Annotated in this window: 20 protein-coding genes; 13 read left to right on the forward strand and 7 right to left on the reverse strand. The window is 72.0% G+C overall.

The window, feature by feature from the left end; translation table 11 throughout:
- Positions 1-118: 118 nt before the first annotated feature.
- The gene (locus tag DDE18_RS13550) at positions 119-2686 is read left to right on the forward strand and encodes an ATP-dependent Clp protease ATP-binding subunit (RefSeq protein WP_116572778.1); all 2568 of its coding nucleotides are present in this window, start codon (positions 119-121) and stop codon (positions 2684-2686) included.
- Between the two features lie 175 nt (positions 2687-2861).
- Here DDE18_RS13550 and DDE18_RS13555 read toward each other — a convergent pair whose 3' ends face one another.
- Positions 2862-3728, reverse strand: a complete 867-nt coding sequence (locus DDE18_RS13555; protein WP_116572779.1) for an HhH-GPD family protein — start codon at positions 3726-3728, stop codon at positions 2862-2864.
- Between the two features lie 67 nt (positions 3729-3795).
- Here DDE18_RS13555 and DDE18_RS13565 point away from each other — a divergent pair, with 67 nt between their 5' ends.
- Positions 3796-4581, forward strand: a complete 786-nt coding sequence (locus DDE18_RS13565) for a hypothetical protein (protein WP_165821151.1) — start codon at positions 3796-3798, stop codon at positions 4579-4581.
- Between the two features lie 93 nt (positions 4582-4674).
- On the opposite strand, the gene disA is transcribed toward DDE18_RS13565, so the two are convergent.
- Together disA and radA are read right to left on the reverse strand one after the other, a co-directional pair.
- Positions 4675-5757, reverse strand: a complete 1083-nt coding sequence (gene disA / locus DDE18_RS13570; protein WP_116572782.1) for a DNA integrity scanning diadenylate cyclase DisA — start codon at positions 5755-5757, stop codon at positions 4675-4677.
- A 55-nt stretch (positions 5758-5812) separates the two neighbouring features.
- The gene (radA, locus tag DDE18_RS13575; RefSeq protein ID WP_116572783.1) at positions 5813-7192 is read right to left on the reverse strand and encodes a DNA repair protein RadA; all 1380 of its coding nucleotides are present in this window, start codon (positions 7190-7192) and stop codon (positions 5813-5815) included.
- A gap of 137 nt (positions 7193-7329) precedes the next feature.
- Here radA and DDE18_RS13580 point away from each other — a divergent pair, with 137 nt between their 5' ends.
- The gene (locus DDE18_RS13580) at positions 7330-8388 is read left to right on the forward strand and encodes a LacI family DNA-binding transcriptional regulator (RefSeq protein WP_245916687.1); all 1059 of its coding nucleotides are present in this window, start codon (positions 7330-7332) and stop codon (positions 8386-8388) included.
- Positions 8389-8392: 4 nt separating this feature from the next.
- On the opposite strand, the gene DDE18_RS13585 is transcribed toward DDE18_RS13580, so the two are convergent.
- From DDE18_RS13585 to DDE18_RS13600, 4 genes are all read right to left on the reverse strand, one after another.
- The gene (locus DDE18_RS13585; RefSeq protein WP_165821152.1) at positions 8393-9214 is read right to left on the reverse strand and encodes an SDR family oxidoreductase; all 822 of its coding nucleotides are present in this window, start codon (positions 9212-9214) and stop codon (positions 8393-8395) included.
- A complete protein-coding gene (locus DDE18_RS13590; RefSeq protein ID WP_245916689.1) occupies positions 9211-9903 on the reverse strand; it encodes a class I SAM-dependent methyltransferase in 693 nt (230 codons plus the stop codon). The genes DDE18_RS13585 and DDE18_RS13590 overlap by 4 nt, the downstream gene beginning before the upstream one ends.
- A 10-nt stretch (positions 9904-9913) precedes the next feature.
- On the reverse strand, positions 9914-10552 hold the full coding sequence (locus DDE18_RS13595; RefSeq protein WP_116572786.1) for a VOC family protein: 639 nt from the start codon (positions 10550-10552) through the stop codon (positions 9914-9916).
- Between the two features lie 114 nt (positions 10553-10666).
- Complete coding sequence (locus DDE18_RS13600; protein WP_116572787.1) at positions 10667-11428, reverse strand: DUF3109 family protein; 762 nt, start codon at positions 11426-11428, stop codon at positions 10667-10669.
- Between the two features lie 113 nt (positions 11429-11541).
- Here DDE18_RS13600 and DDE18_RS13605 point away from each other — a divergent pair, with 113 nt between their 5' ends.
- From DDE18_RS13605 to DDE18_RS13650, 10 genes are all read left to right on the forward strand, one after another.
- On the forward strand, positions 11542-12510 hold the full coding sequence (locus DDE18_RS13605; RefSeq protein ID WP_116572788.1) for a Ppx/GppA family phosphatase: 969 nt from the start codon (positions 11542-11544) through the stop codon (positions 12508-12510).
- 12 nt (positions 12511-12522) lie between these two features.
- Positions 12523-13311: a sugar phosphate isomerase/epimerase family protein gene (locus DDE18_RS13610; protein ID WP_116572789.1), complete on the forward strand. Its 789-nt coding sequence runs from the start codon at positions 12523-12525 to the stop codon at positions 13309-13311.
- A 10-nt stretch (positions 13312-13321) separates the two neighbouring features.
- Positions 13322-13912: a TetR/AcrR family transcriptional regulator gene (locus tag DDE18_RS13615; RefSeq protein WP_116572790.1), complete on the forward strand. Its 591-nt coding sequence runs from the start codon at positions 13322-13324 to the stop codon at positions 13910-13912.
- Between the two features lie 91 nt (positions 13913-14003).
- The gene (locus tag DDE18_RS13620) at positions 14004-15626 is read left to right on the forward strand and encodes a peroxidase family protein (protein WP_116572791.1); all 1623 of its coding nucleotides are present in this window, start codon (positions 14004-14006) and stop codon (positions 15624-15626) included.
- A 40-nt stretch (positions 15627-15666) separates the two neighbouring features.
- On the forward strand, positions 15667-16377 hold the full coding sequence (locus DDE18_RS13625; protein ID WP_116572792.1) for an ABC transporter ATP-binding protein: 711 nt from the start codon (positions 15667-15669) through the stop codon (positions 16375-16377).
- Positions 16374-17102: an ABC transporter permease gene (locus DDE18_RS13630; RefSeq protein WP_116572793.1), complete on the forward strand. Its 729-nt coding sequence runs from the start codon at positions 16374-16376 to the stop codon at positions 17100-17102. Before DDE18_RS13625 ends, DDE18_RS13630 begins: the two co-directional genes overlap by 4 nt.
- Positions 17103-17143: 41 nt before the next feature.
- Positions 17144-18079 carry a proline dehydrogenase family protein gene (locus tag DDE18_RS13635; protein ID WP_116572794.1) on the forward strand — a complete coding sequence of 312 codons (936 nt, stop codon included), beginning with the start codon at positions 17144-17146 and terminating at the stop codon, positions 18077-18079.
- A gap of 6 nt (positions 18080-18085) precedes the next feature.
- Entirely contained in the window at positions 18086-18886 is an 801-nt protein-coding gene (proC, locus tag DDE18_RS13640) for a pyrroline-5-carboxylate reductase (protein WP_116572795.1), read from the forward strand.
- A gap of 138 nt (positions 18887-19024) precedes the next feature.
- Complete coding sequence (locus DDE18_RS13645; RefSeq protein WP_116572796.1) at positions 19025-20206, forward strand: acetoin utilization protein AcuC; 1182 nt, start codon at positions 19025-19027, stop codon at positions 20204-20206.
- A 212-nt stretch (positions 20207-20418) separates the two neighbouring features.
- Positions 20419-20625 carry a helix-turn-helix domain-containing protein gene (locus tag DDE18_RS13650; RefSeq protein WP_116572797.1) on the forward strand — a complete coding sequence of 69 codons (207 nt, stop codon included), beginning with the start codon at positions 20419-20421 and terminating at the stop codon, positions 20623-20625.
- The last annotated feature ends 97 nt before the right edge of the window (positions 20626-20722 follow it).

Consider the following 20722-nt stretch of genomic DNA (forward strand, 5'->3'; position numbering starts at 1 on the left):
CGTCCACCCGGGAACACGTAGGGTGGAGGTGGGCGTTGGTCCCACTGTTCGCCCGTCTGTCTGCACCCCTGGACGCAGGCAGGCCGGCCGCGGACGAAGAAGACGTAGAGGAGCGGACATGTTCGAGCGGTTCACCGACCGAGCCCGGCGAGTCGTCGTGCTGGCCCAGGAAGAGGCCCGCATGCTCTCGCACAACTACATCGGCACCGAGCACATCCTGCTCGGGCTGATCCACGAGGGCGAAGGCGTCGCTGCGAAGGCGCTGGAGTCGCTCGACATCTCCCTGGAGGCCGTGCGCGCCCAGGTCGAGGAGATCATCGGCCAGGGCCAGCAGGCGCCGTCGGGGCACATCCCGTTCACGCCGCGCGCCAAGAAGGTCCTCGAGCTTTCCTTGCGCGAGGCGCTGCAGCTCGGCCACTCCTACATCGGGACCGAGCACATCCTGCTCGGCCTGATCCGTGAGGGCGAGGGCGTCGCAGCCCAGGTGCTGCAGAAGCTCGGCGCCGACCTCAACCGCGTGCGCCAGCAGGTCATCCAGCTGCTCTCGGGCTTCCAGGGCAAGGAGTCGACCGGGGCGGCCACCGGCCCCGGCACGTCCGGCAGCGAGGCGCCGTCCAGCTCGCTGGTCCTCGACCAGTTCGGCCGCAACCTCACGCAGGCCGCCCGCGAGGGCAAGCTCGACCCGGTGATCGGGCGCGAGCAGGAGATCGAGCGGGTCATGCAGATCCTGTCCCGCCGCACGAAGAACAACCCCGTGCTGATCGGCGAGCCGGGCGTCGGCAAGACGACCATCGTCGAGGGCCTGGCCCAGGACATCGTCAAGGGCAACGTGCCGGAGACGCTCAAGGACAAGCACATCTACACCCTCGACCTCGGTGCGCTCGTCGCCGGCTCGCGCTACCGCGGTGACTTCGAGGAGCGCCTGAAGAAGGTGCTCAAGGAGATCCGCACCCGCGGTGACATCGTGCTGTTCATCGACGAGATCCACACCCTCGTCGGGGCCGGCGCGGCCGAGGGCGCGATCGACGCCGCCAGCATCCTGAAGCCAATGCTGGCCCGCGGCGAGCTGCAGACGATCGGCGCGACGACGCTCGACGAATACCGCAAGTACCTCGAGAAGGATGCCGCGCTCGAGCGCCGCTTCCAGCCGATCCAGGTGCAGGAGCCCTCCATCGCGCACACGATCGAGATGCTCAAGGGCCTGCGCGACCGCTACGAGGCGCACCACCGGGTGACCATCACCGACGAGGCGCTCGTCTCGGCGGCGACGCTGGCCGACCGCTACATCTCCGACCGCTTCCTGCCCGACAAGGCCATCGACCTGATCGACGAGGCCGGCTCGCGGCTGCGCATCCGCCGGATGACGGCGCCCGCCGACCTGCGGGAGTACGACGACAAGATCGCCGACGTGCGCCAGCGCAAGGAGGCGGCCATCGACGGGCAGGACTTCGAGGCCGCGGCCCGCCTGCGCGACGAGGAGAAGCAGCTCATCGCCCGCAAGGCCGAGCGCGAGAACCAGTGGCGCTCGGGCGACATGGACGAGGTCGCCGAGGTCGACGAGGAGCTGATCGCCGAGGTGCTCGCCGTGGCGACCGGCATCCCGATCGTGAAGCTGTCGGAGGAGGAGTCCACCCGGCTGCTCAAGATGGAGGACGAGCTGCACAAGCGCGTCATCGGCCAGGAGGAGGCCGTCCGGGCGCTCTCGCGGGCCATCCGCCGCACCCGCGCCGGGATGAAGGACCCCAAGCGTCCCGGTGGCTCGTTCATCTTCGCCGGCCCTTCGGGTGTCGGAAAGACGTGGCTGTCCAAGACGCTCGCCGAATTCCTCTTCGGCGACGAGGACGCGCTGATCCAGCTCGACATGAGCGAGTTCGGTGAGAAGCACACCGTTTCCCGCCTGTTCGGCTCGCCTCCCGGATATGTCGGTTACGAAGAGGGCGGCCAGCTGACCGAGAAGGTGCGGCGCAAGCCTTTCTCCGTCGTGCTCTTCGACGAGGTCGAGAAGGCCCACCCGGACATTTTCAACAGCCTGCTGCAGATCCTCGAGGAAGGTCGCCTGACCGATTCGCAGGGCCGCGTGGTCGACTTCAAGAACACCGTCATCATCATGACCACCAACCTCGGCACCCGCGACATCTCCAAGGGCGTCAACCTCGGCTTCCAGCAGGGCAGCGACACGGCTGGCTCCTACGAGCGCATGAAGGGCAAGGTGTCGGAGGAGCTGAAGCAGCACTTCCGCCCCGAGTTCCTCAACCGTGTCGACGAGATCATCGTGTTCCCGCCGCTGACGCAGCAGCAGATCATCCACATGGTCGACAACATGATCGCCGGTGTGGAGCTGCGCCTGAAGGACCGCGACATGGCGCTCGAGCTCACCCAGAACGCGAAGAACCTGCTCGCCGAGCGGGGCTTCGACCCGGTCCTGGGCGCCCGTCCGCTGCGCCGCACGATCCAGCGCGAGATCGAGGACGTCCTGGCGGAGAAGATGCTCTACGGCGAGGTCGGCCCCGGCCAGATCGTGCTCGTGGACGTCGAGGGCGAGGGTCCGACCGCGACGTTCACCTTCCGCGGCCAGAAGGTGTCTGCCCTCCCCGACCTGCCGCCCTTCGAGGCGGCGGGAATCGAGGCTCCGCCCGGCCCGGACGACGCCGCCGGACCGGTCGACGTCCCCAAGTCCGAGGACTGACCAGTCGGCGCATCTGCGCCGAGCACCACCGCCGAGTCGGCGCGTTCGCACACCGCGAGCGCGCCGACTCGGCGCATCTGCGCCACCGTGAGGTGCAGTTGCGCCGACTCGACCGCTCTTGCGTGTGCAGTTGCGCCGACTCGACCGCTCTTGCGTGTGCAGATGCGCCCAGTCGTCAGGGGAGGGCGTACGCCGTGGGGCCGGCGGGCACGAGCAGGCCGTCGGCCACCAGGCCGGCCAGGCAGCGGTCGCGCTGGGCGTCGTCGGCCCACACCGCCTCCAGCCGGCTGAGGTGCACGGCCCCGTCGGCCTCCCGCACGACGGCCATCAGCCGGCCGCGGCACTGGCGGTCGGTGCCGGCCCAGGCCTGGCCGCGCCGGGGCGGCCCGTCGTGGGGCGGGTGCCCCTCGGCGCGCCACGCGCACAGCTCGGCGACCGGACAGGCGCCGCACCGCGGGTCGCGGGCGGTGCACACCAGCGCGCCCAGCTCCATGACCGCGACCGACCAGGTGGCGGCGGTCGCGTCGTCGTCAGGCAGGAGGTACGCCGCGTCGCGGCGCTCATGCGCGCGCACCGCGTCGGGTGGGAACTCCGCACCCCGCAGCGTCCGCCAGTGCACTCGCCGCACGTTGGTGTCCAGCACCGGCCGGGCCTGCCCGAAGGCGAACGACAGGACGGCCGACGCGGTGTAGTCCCCGATCCCGGGCAGCGCCCGGAGCTCGTCGTACGTCGACGGCACCTCGCCGCCGTGCCGCTCGGTCATCGCGAGGGCGGCGGCGTGGAGGCGCAGCGCGCGTCGCGGGTAGCCGAGCCGTCCCCACATCCGCACCGCGTCGCCCGGGGCGTCGGCGGCGAGCGCGGCTGGAGTCGGCCAGCGCTGGAGCCAGGCGTCGTGGGCCGGCAGCACGCGCGACACCGGGGTCTGTTGGAGCATGACCTCGGAGACGAGCACCGACCAAGGCGAGGCGTCGGGGTGCCGCCAGGGGAGGTCGCGCGCGTGCGCGGCGTACCAGTCCAGGATCGGCGCGTGGAGCTCGCTCATCGCTCCAGATGCTAGGCGCCCGGTGTGGCACCGCGGCATCGCGGCCCCCGCTGGCTAACGTGGCGGCATGCCCGCCACCATCCAGCCGAGGGGCCCGCTTCCCGCGCGCGTCTACTGGACGCGGCGCGTGGTCGTCCTGCTCGTGCCGCTGCTGCTCGTGATCGGGCTGGCGCGGCTGCTCGGCGGTGCCAGCGACGCCTCGGACGGCTCGGACGAGGGCGCGGCGACGGCGGCACAGGCGGGGGCCACGACCACCGAGGTGGCGACCACCGCCAGCGAGCCGGTGAAGCAGGGCAAGAAGAAGCGGAAGGCCAGGCCCACCGCGCCTCCGACCCCGGAGCTCGCGGAGCCCAGTGGCCCGTGCACGCCCAGCGACATCACCGTCACGCCGGCCGTCGCGACCGCCACCGGCGGCGCGGACGTGCCGATCACGCTCAACCTGCGCACGGTGACGAGCCCCGCGTGCACCTGGCAGGTGTCACCCGAGACGGTGACCCTGAAGATCACCTCGGGCACCGACCGGATCTGGGCCAGCCAGGAGTGCCCGGCCGCCATCCCGGTGCAGGACGTCGTGGTGCGCCAGGCCGTCGACACCCCCGTCGTGGTGACCTGGAACGCCCGGCGATCCGACGAGGAGTGCTCGGGGCTCACCGAGTGGGCGCTCCCCGGCTACTACCACGTGGAAGCGGCCGCCCTCGCGGGCGAGCCGACGAACGTCCAGTTCGAGCTGGTGCGGCCCTCCAGCGCGGTGATCACCAAGACGGTCACCCCCAAGCCGCAGCCGGACGGCGAGAAGGGCCGCGCCCACCAGGCCGGCGACGACGGCGCAGGCGTCTCCGAGCCCAACGGCTGACCCCGCCTCTCAGCTGCTCCCGGCCCGCCACGGGCGGTTGCCAGGTCGTCGCCCGGCAGGGCTCACGCACCGCGCAGCAGTAAGCCGCGCGCGTCAGATGTAGCGCTCGGTGATGCTCGACTCGGCGAGCCGGGAGAGGCCCTCGCGCACGCTGCGCGCCCGGAGCTCGCCGACGCCCTCGACGACCTGGAGGTCGTCGATGCCCGCGGAGAGCAGCTGCTGGAGACCGCCGAAGTGCTCGACGAGCCGGTCCACCACCGCGGCCGGGAGCCGGGGCACCTTGGCGAGGAGCCGGTAGCCCCGGGGCGCGACGGCGCCGTCGAGGTGCTCGCTGGTGCCGAGGCCGATCGCCCGGGCGACGGCGCCCGGGTCGACGAGCTCGGTGGGGGAGAGGCCCTCGAGGTCGACGAGGACCTGCTCGGGGGTCGCCTTGCGACGGCGCCCGCCCGGGAGGTAGTCACGGACCACGAGCTCGCGCTCGGCGTCGACGCCGGTGACGAGCTCCTCCAGCTGCAGCGAGAGCAGCCGGCCGTCGGTGCCGAGCTCGAGGACGTAGTCCTCGATCTCGCGGGCGATGCGGGTGACCATCTCGAGCCGCTGCGCGACCACGGTGACGTCGCGGACCGTGACCAGGTCCTCGATCTCGAGGGCCGACAGGGTGGCCGAGACTTCGTCGAGGCGGAGCTTGTAGCGCTCCAGGGTCGCGAGGGCCTGGTTGGCGCGGGAGAGGATCTGGCCGGAGTCCTCGAGCACGTGGCGGATGTCGCCGACGTAGGCCGCGATGATCTGCATCGACTGGGACACCGAGATCACCGGGAAGCCCGTCTGCTTGGCGACCCGGTCGGCGGTGCGGTGGCGGGTGCCGGTCTCCTCCGACGGGATGGTGTGGTCGGGCATCAGGTGCACGGCCGCCCGGTGGATGCGGGTGACGTCGCGGTCGAGGATGATCGCGCCGTCCATCTTGGCCAGCTCACGCAGGCCGGTCGCCGTGAACGGGACGTCGAGGGTGAAGCCGCCGGTGGAGATCGAGTCGACGACCTTGTCCTGGCCCAGCACGATCAGTGCGCCGGTGCGGCCGCGGAGGATGCGCTCCAGGCCATCCCTCAGCGCGGTGCCGGGGGCGATCGAGGCGAGGGTCACGCGGAGACGCAGCTGGTCGCCCGAACGCTCGGCCACGCCTCACCCCTCCTCCTGAACCCGGCAAACCCGCGCCAGTCTAGGGGAACCGCGCTCAGGCCTCGGCTCTATTGAGCCGCAGCAGGGTCAGCGCCGACGCCACGTCGGGCACGTCGAGCACCGCCATCCCGTCGATCGGGCCGTCAGCGGTCTTCGGCGCGCCGTTGCTCGGCACCACGGCGACCCGGAAACCGAGCCGCGCGGCCTCGGCGAGTCGCTGGGGCAGGTCACGCACCCGCCGCAGCTCGCCGGCGAGCCCGATCTCACCCATCGCGACCACTCCGCGCGGCGGCGCGGTGCCGCGGGAGGCGCTCGCCAGGGCGACCGCGAGTGCCAGGTCGGTGGCCGGCTCGGTGAGCCGGGCCCCGCCCACCGTCGAGGCGAAGACGTCGGAGGAGTGGAAGTGGATGCGGCAGTGCTGCTGGAGCACCGCCAGCACCAGGTGCACCCGGGAGGCGTCGAGCCCGGACGTCGTGCGCCGCGGCCGCTCGAGCGGCGAGCTGGTGACCAGTGCCTGCACCTCGGCGAGGAGCGGCCGCCGGCCCTCCATCGAGACGGCGACGCACGTGCCGGGCACCGCCCGCTCGTGGTGCTCGACGAACAGCCCCGTCGGGTCGACGACCGCCTCGATGCCGTCGGCGGACAGGTCGAAGCAGCCGACCTCGTCGACCGGGCCGAAGCGGTTCTTCATCGCCCGCACCATCCGGAACCGGCTGTTGCGGTCGCCCTCGAAGTGGAGGACGACGTCGACGAGGTGCTCCAGGACGCGCGGACCGGCGATGGAGCCGTCCTTGGTCACGTGGCCGACGATCACGGTGGTGATGTTGCGGGTTTTGGCGACCCGGATCAGCGCGGCCGCGACCTCCTTGACCTGGGTGACGCCGCCGGGGACGCCTTCGAGCCCGGACGCGCCGATCGTCTGGATCGAGTCGACCACCAGGAGGGTGGGCCGCACCTGCTCGATGTGGGTCAGCACGGCACCCAGGTCGGTCTCGGCAGCCAGGAACAGCTCGTCCTGCACCGAGCCGGTGCGGTCGGCGCGCATCCGCACCTGGGAGGCCGACTCCTCGCCCGTGACGTAGAGCGTGCGGTGGCGGTGGCGGGCCGTTTGCGCGGCCACCTCGAGCAGGAGGGTGCTCTTGCCGACGCCGGGCTCGCCCGCGAGGAGGATGGCCGCGCCGGGCACGAGGCCGCCGCCGAGCACGCGGTCGAGCTCGGGCACCCCGCTGGTGCGGAATCCCGACTCCTCGGCCGAGACCTGCCCGATCGGCACGGCCGGTGTCGAGACGGGGGCGGCGGACGTGCGCAGGGTCGCCGCGGCGGCCTCGGCCACCGAGCCCCAGGCCTGGCACTCGCCGCACCGGCCGACCCACTTGGCGGTCTCCCAGCCACACTCCGAGCACCGGTAGCTCGCCCGCATCTTCGCCTTGCTCATGGGGCGCACGCTAGGCCACGGCACGGACAACGCCCTGACAGGGCGACGTGGACCCGCCACGAAACGGGCATCGAGAGCTCCCAGGCGGGCACGGCGATATGCTGAGCACGCGACTTGGAACGATCAAGGGGGTCCATGTGCGAAGCCATGTGCGAAGCGACGGCCGGATCACCGGGCACATCCCCGTGTCGCCGCCGACGCTCGCCGACGTGGCCGAGCTCGCGGGCGTCTCCCGCCAGACGGTCTCCAACGCGGTCAACAACCCCGACCTCCTGCGTGCCGACACGCTCGAGCGCGTGCGCCGCGCGATCGAAGACCTCGGCTACTCGCCCAACCGCGCGGCCCGCAACCTGCGCACGCGCACCTCGTCGCTCATCGGCATGCGGTTCGCCCCCGCCCAGGAGGGCACGGCCAACGCGGCCATCGACCGCTTCGTGCACTCGCTGGTCGAGGCCTCGGAGGTGGCCGGCTACCACGTGCTGCTCTTCCCCGGTGACGACCTCGATCCGGTGAGGGGCTACGACGACCTGCTGCGCTCCACCGCCGTCGACGCGTTCGTCGTGACCGACACCTGGCTCGGCAACCCCCAGGCTGCCTGGCTCACCGACCAACGCGCACCCTTCGTCGCGTTCGGCCGGCCGTGGGACGACCCCGGAGCGACCCATCCCTGGGTCGACGTCGACGGTGCCGCCGGCATCCGCCTCGCCACCGAGCACCTCTTCGACCAGGGCCACACCCGCATTGCCTGGATCGGCTGGCGCAAGGACTCGCCCCTCGGCGAGGACCGCCGGTCCGGGTGGTCGACCACGATGCACGCGCACGGCCTGCCCACCACCGGGCTGGCCTCCCGGGTGGAGGACACCGTGCAGTCGGGAGCCGAGGCCGCCGCCGTACTCCTCGACGAGTCCGCCCCCACGGCCTTCGTGTGCGCCTCCGACACCCTGGCCATGGGCGTGCTGCACACCCTCTGGATCCGCCAGCTCGCGCCCGGCCGCGACATCGCCGTCGTCGGCTTCGACGACTCCCAGGTCGCGCAGGTCTTTCCCGGGGGCCTCACCTCGGTGCGGCAGCCTCTCGAGCAGGCCGCCGTCGAGGTCGTGAAGGCCCTCGAGGCGCTGCTCACGCACCAGCCCGTCGAGAATCCCGGCGTGCTGCTCAAGCCCACGCTCGCGCTGCGTGGCTCCAGCGTCGTCTGAGCGCTCACTCGAGGGGCAGGATCTCACCGACGGCGCGCAGCCTCGTCCGGAGCGTGCGGGCGCGGGCAGTGTCCAGCCGCAGTACGCCGGGGCGCGCGAGGCCGCTGCTGGCCAGGCTCGTGGCCCGCACCTCCTCGGGGTCGGCGCCCGCCTGACGCGCGATCGCCCGGGCCAGCCGCCACCGGTCGACCTCCTGTGGGCCGGCGGCGTGCATCGTGCCGCGGTGCGCCGTCTCGGCGAGCTCGACCAGGATCGCGGCGAGGTCGGTGACGACCACGGGCATGCGGACCATGTCGGTGAAGTAGCTGGCGTCGAAGTGCTCGTGCGGGCCTCGGTCGCCGCCGGGCTCGCCGAGCACCGGCGCGGGCCGGACCACGACCGCGTCCGACCCGAGGGCCAGGATCGCCTCCTCGGCGGCGGCCTTCGCCTCGGCGTACGACCACGCGACCGGGGTCGGCGGCTCGTCGTCGAGGTAGGGCTCCTCGCGGCCGCCGTGCACGCAGTCGGTGGAGACGTGCACCAGGCGGGCGGGGCCGGCCGTGAGCGCCGTCGCCAGCCGGACGGCGCCGTCAGCGTTGACGGTGCGGTCGGCCTCCGCCCCGCCGCGGAGGGCGGCACCGGCGTTGACGACGGCGTCCGGGGCGACCGCGTCGAGCACGCGCGTCACCGCGGTGCAGTCGCGCAGGTCCAGCCGGTGCCAGGGCACGTCACCGGCGGGGCGCCCGCTGGTGGAGGTCGCGTGCACCCGCCACCCCGACTCGCGGGCCGCGCGGACGACGTGGCTCCCGAGGAACCCGGATCCGCCGACCACCAGCAGCGTCCTCACCACGAGCGCCACCACACGTTGACGGCGTAGTCAACCTCGGTGCCCGCGTGCGAGGCCAGCACCTCGTCGGCGACCTCGGGCCCGAACTCGATGCGCACCACGGCCTCGAGGTCGGCGCGTGACTCGAAGCGCCAGCCCATGTCCACCGGGATCCGGGTCCAGCCCCGGCGGATCCAGAAGAGCTCGACCTCCTGCGGGTCGACGCTGGGGTAACCGCGGCGGAACCACGCCCCGAAGGTCGAGCGCGTGGCGTCGTTGTCGATCACGAACGCCGAGCCCCCGCGGCGTACGACCCGGTCGAGCTCGGCGAGGCCCGGCTCGCAGCCGGGGCCGAAGAAGTAGGCCCACCGCGCGTGCACGACGTCGACGCTCGCGTCGCGCAGGGGCAGGGCCTGGGCGGTGCCCTCGAGCACCTCGACGTGCTGGAGCCGACGCGTACGCCGCCGGGCCAGGGCCGCGAGGGAGGGGTGCGGCTCGACCCCGATCACCGAGGCGGCGGTCTCGGCCCAGCGCGGGAGGTGGAAGCCGGTGCCGCAGCCGAGGTCGAGCAAGGTGCGCCCGGACCACGTGGCGACCGACGCCATCGCGGCCTCGATGCGGCCGTGCGGGTCGGCGGCCCGGTTCTCCACCTCGTAGGTGGCCGGGTGGTGCCAGATGTTCGGACTCGGCGTCGCCGTGTGTGCCGTCACCTGGGACGGATCAGATGCGGACGAGGCCGGCCGGCGTCTGGATCTGCGCTGCGATGATGCCCGGGGTGCCGTTGGGGGCCACCCACTCGACCTTGACGTCCTCGAGCGGAGCCTCGACGGTCTCCCCGAGCCACTCGCTCACCCGGTGCGGGTCGCCGGCGATCTCCAGGCAGTGCAGGGAGAGGCCGTCATCGGCGCCGACGCTGGGGTGCATGTCGGACGGGCTCTCCCACTGGATGAAGAAGGGCAGCTGCGGGTCGGAGATCAGGCCGGTGACACCGATCTGCTTCCAGCGCAGCTCGGCGCCGTCGGGACGGTGGCGGTTGCCGTTGACGGCCTCGCGGCCGAGGCGCTGCTCCACCGGGGCGATGTCGTCGACCGCGACGACCCAGCCAAGCCAGCCGCCGCCGAGGGCGGAGCGCGCCCGGACAGCCTGGCCGAAGGGAGCCTTGTCGCTCGCCGGGTGGTCGAGGACCTCGACGATCTCGAGGTAGGTCTTGCCGGCGAGCGGCAGGATCATGTTGCGGGTGCCGAAGCGCGGGTGCACGCCGCCGTCCATAAAGTCCTTGCCGAGCAGGCCCCCGATCCGCTGGGCAGTGCTCACAAGGCCATCCGGTCCGGCTGCAAAGGAGAGATGGTCCAGGCGCATGCCAGCATTCTGAGCGCCCTCCCCGAGATCTGCTGCATCGGGGTCGTGATCTCTTGACGTCGAGAGTTCGCGGTCGCTTGCAACTGCCGTGCATGCGGCCACCGCCCGCGAGCGTCAGTGCGGGTCTGCCGGGTGCAGTGCGAGGGCCGACCTGGAGCGCACGTGCGCGTCACAGTGGCGCCGCAGCTCGGCGTACGCCGCCTCGCCCATCAGGGCGACGAGCTCGGCCTCGTGGGTGACGTAGACCGGCTCGAGTGCGACGTGGGCCTCGGTGTTGCCGGAGCAGTACCAGTCGAGGTCGTGGCCGCCCGGGCCCCAGCCGCGCCGGTCGTACTCGCCGATGCCGACCTCGGTGTAGGTCGTGCCGTCCTGGCGCTCGACGGCGCGGTATGTGCGGCGGATCGGCAGCTGCCAGCAGACGTCCGGCTTGGTCTCCAGCGGGTTGCGGCCCTGGTCGAGCGCGAGCACGTGGAGCGCGCAGCCGGCGCCGCGCGCGAAGTCGGTGCGGTTGTGGAAGACGCACGCCGCCTGGCCGTCGATTTCGTGGGTGCGGGTCTTGCGCTCGCCGTCCTCGTCCTTCTCAACCCAGTCCCGTGGCCGCACCTGTCGGCCGGGGTGGAACTGCCACTGGTCCGGTGACAGCTGGGCGACGAAGGCGGCGACCCGCCGCTCGTCGTCCGTGTCGGCGAAGTGGGCGCCGAGGGTGCAGCACCCGGTGTCTGGCGACTCCTTGTAGATGCCCTGGCAGCCCTGCCCGAAGATGCACATGAAGCCCGACGTGAGCCAGGTCAGGTCGCAGCGGAACACCTGGTCGTCGTCGGCCGGGTCGACGAACTCGACGTAGGCGCGGGGAAAGACGAGGTCCACTTCGGGCACTCACACAGCGTAGTTCGCTGGTCGAGTAGCGAGCGCAGCGATCTTGGAGGTCGAGTAGCGAGCGCAGCGAGCGCAGCGAGACCCGTGCGCCCGGGCCCCGGTAGCGTGGGCACATGCGTTTGGGTGTGCTCGACATCGGGTCCAACACCGGTCACTTGCTGGTGGTCGACGCCCATGGCGGTGCCGCCCCGCTCCCGGCGTACTCGCACAAGCAGCCGCTGCGCCTCGCCGAACACCTCGACGCCGACGGCGCCGTCACGGCCGACGGCATCGACGCGCTCACCGGCTTCTGCGCCTCTTCCCTCGAAGTCGCCGAGGACAAGGGCTGCGAGAACATGCTCGGCTTCGCCACGTCGGCGGTGCGCGACGCCACCAACTCCGACGAGGTGCTGGCCCACGTCCGAGCCGTCACCGGCGTGACGCTCGACGTCCTGTCCGGCGAGGACGAGGCGCGGCTGACCTTCCTGGCCGTACGCCGCTGGTTCGGGTGGTCGGCCGGGCGACTCGCCGTCTTCGACATCGGGGGCGGGTCGCTGGAGATCGCCGGCGGGGCCGACGAGGCACCCGACGTTGCGTGGTCGCTGCCGCTGGGGGCGGCCCGGCTCGCCCGCGCGTGGTTCGGCCAGGGGCGACCCGGCGAGGACGCCATCCGCAGCCTCCGGCGGCAGATCCGTGCCGACATCGCCCGCGACGCGGGCAACCTCCTGCGCCACGGCGCGCCCGACCGGGCGGCCGCGACCTCCAAGACGTTCCGCTCGCTGGCCCGCATCTGTGGCGCCGCCCCGAGCGGCGACGGGCCGCTCGTGGCGCGGGTGCTCGAGCTGGCGACGCTGACCGAGTGGATCCCCAAGCTGGTCGCGCTCAGCCCCGAGGAGCTCGCCGTCCTCCCGGGCGTCTCGCCGAGCCGCACCCACCAGATCGTCCCCGGCGCGCTGGTCGCCGAGGCGTGCATGGACATCTTCGACCTGCCGGCCCTGGAGATCTGCCCGTGGGCACTGCGCGAGGGCGTGATCCTCGAGCGGATCGACCAGATCTCGGTGCTCGACACAGACGGCGCCGTCCGCCCGGGCGGGCTGGGCTGACGGGCCTGGGCGATGTCCCTCATCGGGCTCTCCACCTCCTCGGTCTATCCCGAGTCGACGGCCCACGCCTTCGGGTGGGCGGCGCAGCTCGGCTACGACGCGGTCGAGGTGATGGTCGGCATCGACTCGCTGAGCCAGCAGTCGTCGGCGCTCACCCAGCTGGTCGAGCACCACGGCGTGCCGGTCTGCGCGGTCCACGCGCCCTGCCTGCTGTTCACCCAGCGGGTCTGGGGCATCGAGCCGTGGGGCAAGCTCCTGCGGTCGGCCGAGATGGCGCACGAGGTCGGCGCCGACGTGGTCGTCGTACACCCTCCGTTCCGCTGGCAGCGGGAGTACGCCGCCGGCTTCGTCACCGGCATCGCGGCCCTCGAGGAGTCGACCGGCATCGCCTTCGCGGTGGAGAACATGTATCCGTGGCGCGCGTCCTCGCGCCGCGGGATGGAGATGTACCTCCCCGGCTGGGACCCGTCTGCCGAGGACTACGCCAACACCACCATCGACCTCTCCCACGCGGCCATCGCGCGCACCGACGTCATCGAGCTGGCCGAGCGCCTCGGCGACTCGCTGCGCCACGTCCACCTCACCGACGGCACCGGATCTGCGAAGGACGAGCACCTGGTGCCGGGGCGCGGGGTGACGGGGGCCGGGGAGTTCCTCCGGCACATCGCGGCCAGCGGCTTCACCGGGCACGTCGTCCTGGAGATCAACACCCGCCGCGCCACGTCCCGGCCCGAGCGCGAGGCGGACCTGCGCGAGTCGCTGGAGTTCGCCCGCGAGCACCTCGGCGTACACGCCGGATGAGCGGGCGACGTTGAGCACCGCCGGCCGCCGCGGCCGCCGGCCGGGCAACCCGGAGACCCGGACGGCGATCCTCGACGCCGCGCGCGAGGCGTTCGCCGCGTCGGGCTTCAGGGGTACGACGATCCGGGGCGTCGCGTCCGCAGCCGGCGTCGACCCGGCGCTGGTGCACCATTACTTCGGCAGCAAGGACGATCTCTTCGTGGCGTCCCTGAGGCTGCCGGTCGACCCACGTGAGCGGCTCGCCCCTGCCCTCGTCGGTGGTCCCGACGGGGCGGCCGAGCGGCTGCTCCGGGTCTTCCTGTCCGTGTGGGACGACCCGGCCAACCGGCTGCCCCTGCTCGCCGTCGTACGCGGCATGTTCGACCCAGCCGGGCACCGCCTCCTCACCGAGGGCTTCCTCCCGGCCGTGGTGCTGCCCATCGGCAGGGCCCTCGGGGTGGACGAGCCCGAGCGCCGCATGCCCGTGGTGGCCAGCCAGCTGATCGGGCTGATCATGGCCCGCTACGTCCTCGAGCTGGAGCCCATCGCCTCGATGGCCGAGGAGGAGATCATCAGGGTCTATGCGCCGACGATCCAGCGCTACCTCACCGGGGACATCTGAGCGAAGGGTCGGTAGAAGTGCCGATGCGTATCACCGGGCGTCGGAGGAGGCTCCTTCCAGGGAGCTGACTCGACACCTGGGAGCACACGCGATGACACCCACACCAACCGCCACCACCCCGCGGCACGGCCGCGACGTCTTCTTCATCGAGGGGGAGGGGGCGGTCGGCGCACCGTCGGCGGGTGATCCTGCCGTGAGTGCCCGCGCGCACCTCACGGCGACGGACGGCAGGGCCGCGCTCGCCGCGCCGGCGTTCCGCTTCTCCCGCGTCGGCCCGAAGGGCACCAGGTTGCCGCAGCCGATCGCCCGCAAGGTGGCCGAGGCGATGACCCGGGGACGCAGCCGTGACGGGTCCGTCCCGGCCGGATACACCTACCTCGGCCAGTTCGTCGACCACGACCTCACCTTCGACGCCACCACCGTCGCCTTCGGCGACCACGTCTCACCCGCCGACCTGCTCCAGGGCAGGTCGCCGACCCTCGACCTCGACTCCCTCTACGGCGCGGGGCCGCTCGACCCGGTCTCGGCCGGCTTCTACCAGGCGGACAAGGCCCGGTTGAAGGTCGGCAGGACGACCCGGATCGGGGGCGACGTGGCTCGCGTCGGGTTCGACGTGCCGCGGGTGGGCACCGGAGGGGCTGCGGCCGCCCGCAAGGCGCTGATCCCCGACTTCCGCAACGACGAGAACCTCGCGGTCGCGCAGCACCACGCGGCGTTCATCCGGTTCCACAACCGGGTGGTCCGCAGCCTGCCGGCGTCGGTGCCCACCGCCGAGCGCTTCGAGCGGGCTCGCCGCAAGACGGTGCTGCACTACCAGTGGATGCTCAAGACCGACTACCTCCGGCGCATCTGCGACGGCGCCGTGGTCACCGACGTGTTCCGCAACGGCCGGAAGGTCGTCGAGCCCGGGGCCGACCCGTTCTCGATGCCGACCATGCCCGTGGAGTTCTCGATCGGCGCCTTCCGCCTCGGCCACTCCATGGTCCGCGAGGCCTACGACTGGAACGCCCGGTTCCCCAGCGGCTCCGGGACCCTCGACCTCCTGTTCTTCTTCTCGGGCACCAGCGGTGACCTCGGTGGCGACCCGACGCTGCCGAGCAACTGGATCGCGGACTGGCGCCGCCTCTACCGGTTCGGCCAGGCCGGGCGCGACGACCTCAAGCCACCGGCCGGTGAGTTCAACCTGGCCCGTCGCCTCGACACCCGGCTGGTCGACCCCCTGTCGCTGCTGCCCACCGGCTCGTTCGGCGGAGCGGCGTCGGACGGCGGCACGATCAGGGCCAACCTCGCGTTCCGCAACCTGGTGCGCGCCGGGATGGTCAACCTCGCCAGCGGTCAGCAGATGGCGGCGCACCTGCGGTCTTCGGGAGTCCCCGTGGCGACCCTGACCCGCGCCCAGCTGCGGGACGGCGCCGGTGGCGCAGACCTCTCCGGACTCACGGCGACCCAGCTCGACACCTTCCTGGCCGACACCCCGCTGTGGTTCTACTGCCTGCGCGAGGCCGAGCTCAACGGAGGACGGATGACCGGGGTGGGGGCGCGCCTGGTCGCCGAGACGTTCCATCGTGCGATGGAGGGCAGCCGGCACTCGATCGTCCGCAGCCCCGCGTTCCGGCCGACCTTGGGAGAGGTGGAGGGGCGATTCCTGATGACAGACCTGCTGCTGTTCGCCTTCGAGGGCAAGAAGGAGCTGCTCGCCCCGTTGGGTGACTGACTCCTTGACTGACCGCTGCCGCCGGAGCACAATTCAACGCATGATGAAAAACGTCATCGAGGTCCGTGACCTCGTGGTGGTGCGCAGTGGCCGGACCGTGCTGCCGGGCATCGGTCTCGACGTCGCGCCGGGCGTGACCGGGCTGCTCGGACCGAGCGGATGCGGCAAGAGCACCCTGATGCGCGCGATCGTGGGAGTGCAGAGGGTGCGCTCCGGCAGCGTCGACGTGCTCGGCCTGCCGGCGGGCGCCAAGGCGCTGCGGCACCGGATCGGCTACCAGACGCAGGCGGTGAGCGTGTACGACGACCTCACGGTCGCCGAGAACCTCCGCTTCTTCTCCCGGGTGCTCGGGGCGGACGCCGCTGAGGTCGATCGCGTGGTCGACGCCGTCGACCTGAGCGACCACCGCAACCAGACGGTGGGCAACCTGAGCGGCGGCCAGCGGTCGCGGGCCAGCCTGGCGGTCGCCCTCCTCGGCAGCCCGGACGTGCTGGTCCTGGACGAGCCGACCGTGGGGCTCGACCCGGTGCTGCGCCGCGACCTCTGGCAGCTCTTCCACCGCATCGCAGACTCCGGCGCGTGCGTGCTGGTGAGCAGCCACGTGATGGACGAGGCCGACCGCTGCGACCGGCTGCTGCTGATGCGCGAGGGCCGGATCATCGCCGACGGGACGCCGGACGAGATCCGGGCCAAGTCGGGCTCGGACAACATCGAGGACGCGTTCCTCCGGCTGGTGGAGGAGGCGGCATGAAGACCCTTGCCGTCGCCGGCCGGGTGCTGACCCAGATCCGCCGCGACCACCGCACCCTGGCGATGCTGCTGGTGCTGCCCTGCCTGCTGATCAGCCTGCTCTGGTGGATGTTCGACGAGCTGCCGGGCGAGACCTTCGACCGCTTCGGTCCCGGCCTGCTGGCGCTCTTCCCGTTCATCGTGATGTTCCTGGTCACGAGCGTCACAACCCTGCGCGAGCGGTCGTCCGGCACCCTCGAGCGGCTGCTCGCGATGCCGATGGGCAAGCTCGACTTCCTGCTCGGCTACGCCCTGGCCTTCGGGCTGATCGCGACGGTCCAGTCGACCCTCGCCGTCGCCGTGAGCGTGGGTCTGCTCGACCTCGACGTCAACGGCCCGGTGTGGCTGCTCGGCGTGGTCGCCGTCGTCGACGCCGTGCTCGGCACGGCGCTCGGGCTCTTCGTCAGCGCCTTCGCCGCCACCGAATTCCAGGCCGTGCAGTTCATGCCGCTCTTCGTGGTGCCGCAGATCCTGCTGTGCGGGCTCTTCGTGCCCCGCGACGTGATGCCCGACCTCCTGGGCGCGATCAGCGACGTGCTGCCGCTCTCCTACGCGGTCGACGCGATGAAGGAGCTCGTCGGGGCGGCGGACGAGTCCGCGGTCTGGGGCGACGTCGGCGTCGTGGTCGGGTTCGCGGTCGTGGCGCTCGCGCTCGGAGCGGCGACGCTGCGGCGTCGTACTCCCTGACCCATGCCGGAGGCGCCGCCCCACGGCGTAGCCTTCTCGCCATGTCGCTTCTCCGTCAGCCGATCCTGCTGCTGTCCCGCAGCGAGCAGGTCAAGAAGCTCGTCAGCACCCTGCCCGTCTCCGCCGGCATCGTCACCGGCTACGTCCCGGGCGAAACCACGCAGGCCGCGGTCGACGCGACCGCCCGGCTCGTCGACGACGGCCTCGCCGTGACCCTGGACTTCCTCGGCGAGGACACCCTCGACCAGGCCCAGGCCGACGCGACCGTGGCGGCCTACAAGGAGCTGCTGCAGGCGCTGGCCCAGCGAGGCCTCGCGAGCCGCGCCGAGGTGTCGGTCAAGCTCTCCGCCATCGGGCAGGCGCTCCCCGGCGACGGCCACAAGATCGCCCTCGAGAACGCCCGCGACATCTGCCGCTCTGCCCGCAACGCCGGCACCACGGTGACCCTCGACATGGAGGACCACACCACCATCGACTCGACGCTGTCGATCCTGCGCGAGCTGCGCAAGGACTTCCCCGAGACCGGCGCGGTGCTGCAGGCCTACCTCCACCGGACCGAGGCCGACTGCCGCGCGCTCGCCTACGAGGGCTCGCGGGTGCGGCTGTGCAAGGGCGCCTACAACGAGCCCGAGTCGGTCGCCTTCCAGGACAAGCTCGACGTCGACAAGTCCTACGTCCGCTGCCTCAAGGTGCTGCTGGCCGGCCAGGGCTATCCGATGATCGCGACCCACGACCCGCGCATGGTGCAGATCGCCTCGTCGCTGGCCAGCCGCTACGGCCGCCGCCCCGGCACCTACGAGTTCCAGATGCTCTACGGCATCCGCCCCGAGGAGCAGAAGCGCCTCGCCGCTTCCGGCGAGACGATGCGCGTCTACATCCCCTACGGCCAGGAGTGGTACGGCTACCTGATGCGCCGCCTCGCCGAACGCCCGCAGAACCTCACGTTCTTCCTCCGCTCCCTGATCTCGAAGAAGTAGGCCGACATGACCACAGCGATCATCGGTGCCGGCGTGATGGGGGAGACCCTGCTTTCCGGCCTCGTCCGGGCGGGCCGCCGCGTCGACAACCTCCTCGTCGGCGAGAAGCGCCCCGAGCGCGCGCAGGAGCTCGAGGAGCGGTACGGCGTGAGCGTCGTGTCCAACGTCGAGGCGGCTCGCAAGGCCGACACCGTGGCGCTGGTGGTCAAGCCGCAGGACATGGCCGCGGTGCTCGAGGAGATCGCCCCCGAGCTGCGGCCCGGCCAGCTGCTCGTCTCGCTCGCTGCCGGCATCACGACCTCGTTCATCGAGTCGCACGTGCCGGAGGGCGTCGCCGTCGTGCGCGTCATGCCCAACACCCCGGCCCTGGTCGACGAGGGCATGGCCGCGATCTCCCCCGGCTCGCACTGCGACGAGGCCCACCTCGCCGAGGCCGAGTCGCTGATGGCCTCGACCGGGCGGGTGCTCCGGATCCCGGAGAAGCAGCAGGACGCCGTCACCGCGATCAGCGGCTCCGGCCCCGCCTACATCTTCTTCGTCGTCGAGTCCATGATCGAGGCCGGCGTCCACCTCGGGCTGCCCCGTGCCACGGCGACCGAGCTCGTCGTCCAGACCCTCGTCGGTTCGGCCAGGATGCTCCGGGAGACCGGCACCCACCCCGCGGTCCTGCGCGAGCAGGTCACCTCGCCCGCCGGGACCACCGCCGCCGCGCTCCGCGAGCTGGAGATCCACCGCGTCCGGGCCGCCTTCCTGGCCGCCATGGAAGCCGCGCGCGACCGCTCCCGCGCGCTCGCCGAGGGATCCTGAGCGCCGCCACCCGGCGGCGACGTGCATGTGCAGACGCGCCGACTCGGCCGGGTCTGCGTGTGCAGACGCGCCGACTCGGGACGCCTGACAGGCCGGACATCTCGGGCGCCGGGCGCGCCGGGGAGTAACGTCCCCCACATGGAGTGCCCCGGATCCTCGTCGGTCGTCTTCGACAAGACACTCACCGACTACGACTTCGGGCCCACCCACCCGATGTCGCCCGTCCGCGTCGACCTGACGATGCTGCTGGCCGACGAGCTCGGCGTCCTCGACGGGCTCCGCCAGGTCCCCGCGCCGGTCGCGGAGGACGACCTGATCGCGACGGTCCACGACCGTGGGCTGATCGAGGCGGTGACGCGGTGCGGTACGACGCCGGGGCACGTCGACCTCGAGCGCGGGCTCGGCACCGAGGACGACCCGGTCTTCGCCGGCATGCACGAGGCGGCAGCCCACGTCGTCGGTGCCACGGTCGAGGCCTGCCGGCAGGTCTGGTCGGGGGAGTCCCTGCACAGCGCGAACATCGCAGGCGGGCTGCACCACGCCATGCGTGACCGCGCGTCCGGGTTCTGCATCTACAACGACGTCGCCGTCGGCATCCAGTGGCTGCTCGATCGCGGAGTCGAGCGGGTGGCCTACGTCGACGTCGACGTCCACCACGGCGACGGGGTGGAGCAGATCTTCTACGACGACCCGCGCGTGCTCACGATCTCCCTGCACGAGACCGGGCAGATGCTGTTCCCCGGCACCGGCTTCCCGACTGACATCGGCGGGCCGGCGGCCCAGGGCACCGCCGCCAACGTGGCACTCCCGCCCGGCACGGCCGATGCAGGCTGGCTGCGGGCCTTCCACGCCGTCGTACCCCCGCTGCTGCGGGAGTGGCGGCCGCAGGTGCTCGTCACCCAGCACGGCTGCGACAGCCACATGGAGGACCCGCTCGCCCACCTCATGCTCTCGGTCGACGGGCAGCGCGCGGCCTACCTCGCCCTCCACGAGCTCGCCCACGAGGTCTGCGACGGCAAGTGGGTCGCCACGGGTGGAGGCGGCTACGCCCTCGTCGAAGTGGTGCCCCGCGCCTGGACCCACCTGCTGGCGATCGTGGCGGGCCAGCCGGTCGACCCGGCGACCGAGACCCCGCTGGGCTGGCGCGTGCACGTCGAGGAGCTGACGGGGCGTACCGCGCCCTTCCGCCTCACCGACGGCCGCAGCCCCGCCTACCGTGACTGGTCCGCGGGCTACGACCCGGAGACCTGGCTCGACCGGGCGATCATGGCCACGCGCACCGCGGTCTTCCCGCTGCACGGCCTCGACCCGCAGCCCTGACCTGCGCTGAGGCGGTTGGGACCGCTGGGAAATCGGCGTAGCGTTGGTTCGGTCCACCCGAAATCAACACGACACGCCGACAGTCACACAAGTTTCACTGGTCACATACTTCCCCACAGGTCACTTGTGCCCCTATCCTCAGCCCAGTAGCGCCACGACGTTGTCATCGGTGGGGAAGCCGGTGCCGTGCCGCGAGAAAGATCGGTGCACCCATGGCTGCAAAGACTCCAGGTGACATGTCTGAGTCCCGATTCCTGACCATCGCCGAGGTCGCTGCGCAGATGCGCGTGTCCAAGATGACGGTCTATCGCCTCGTCCACAGCGGCGAGCTGCCCGCGGTGCGCGTCGGTCGGTCGTTCCGGGTCACCGAGGACGACGTCAACGAATACCTGCGCAAGAGCTTCTACTCGGCGGGCTGAGCCAGGCCGACAACCCCCCGGCGCCCCAGCGCTTCTCGTCCACCGGACCACTCGATTCCCCGGCGCCGCCGCGCGACAAGTAGGCTGTGCCCGTCGC

Source organism: Nocardioides gansuensis, assembly GCF_003076135.1.
GTDB lineage: Bacteria > Actinomycetota > Actinomycetes > Propionibacteriales > Nocardioidaceae > Nocardioides > Nocardioides gansuensis.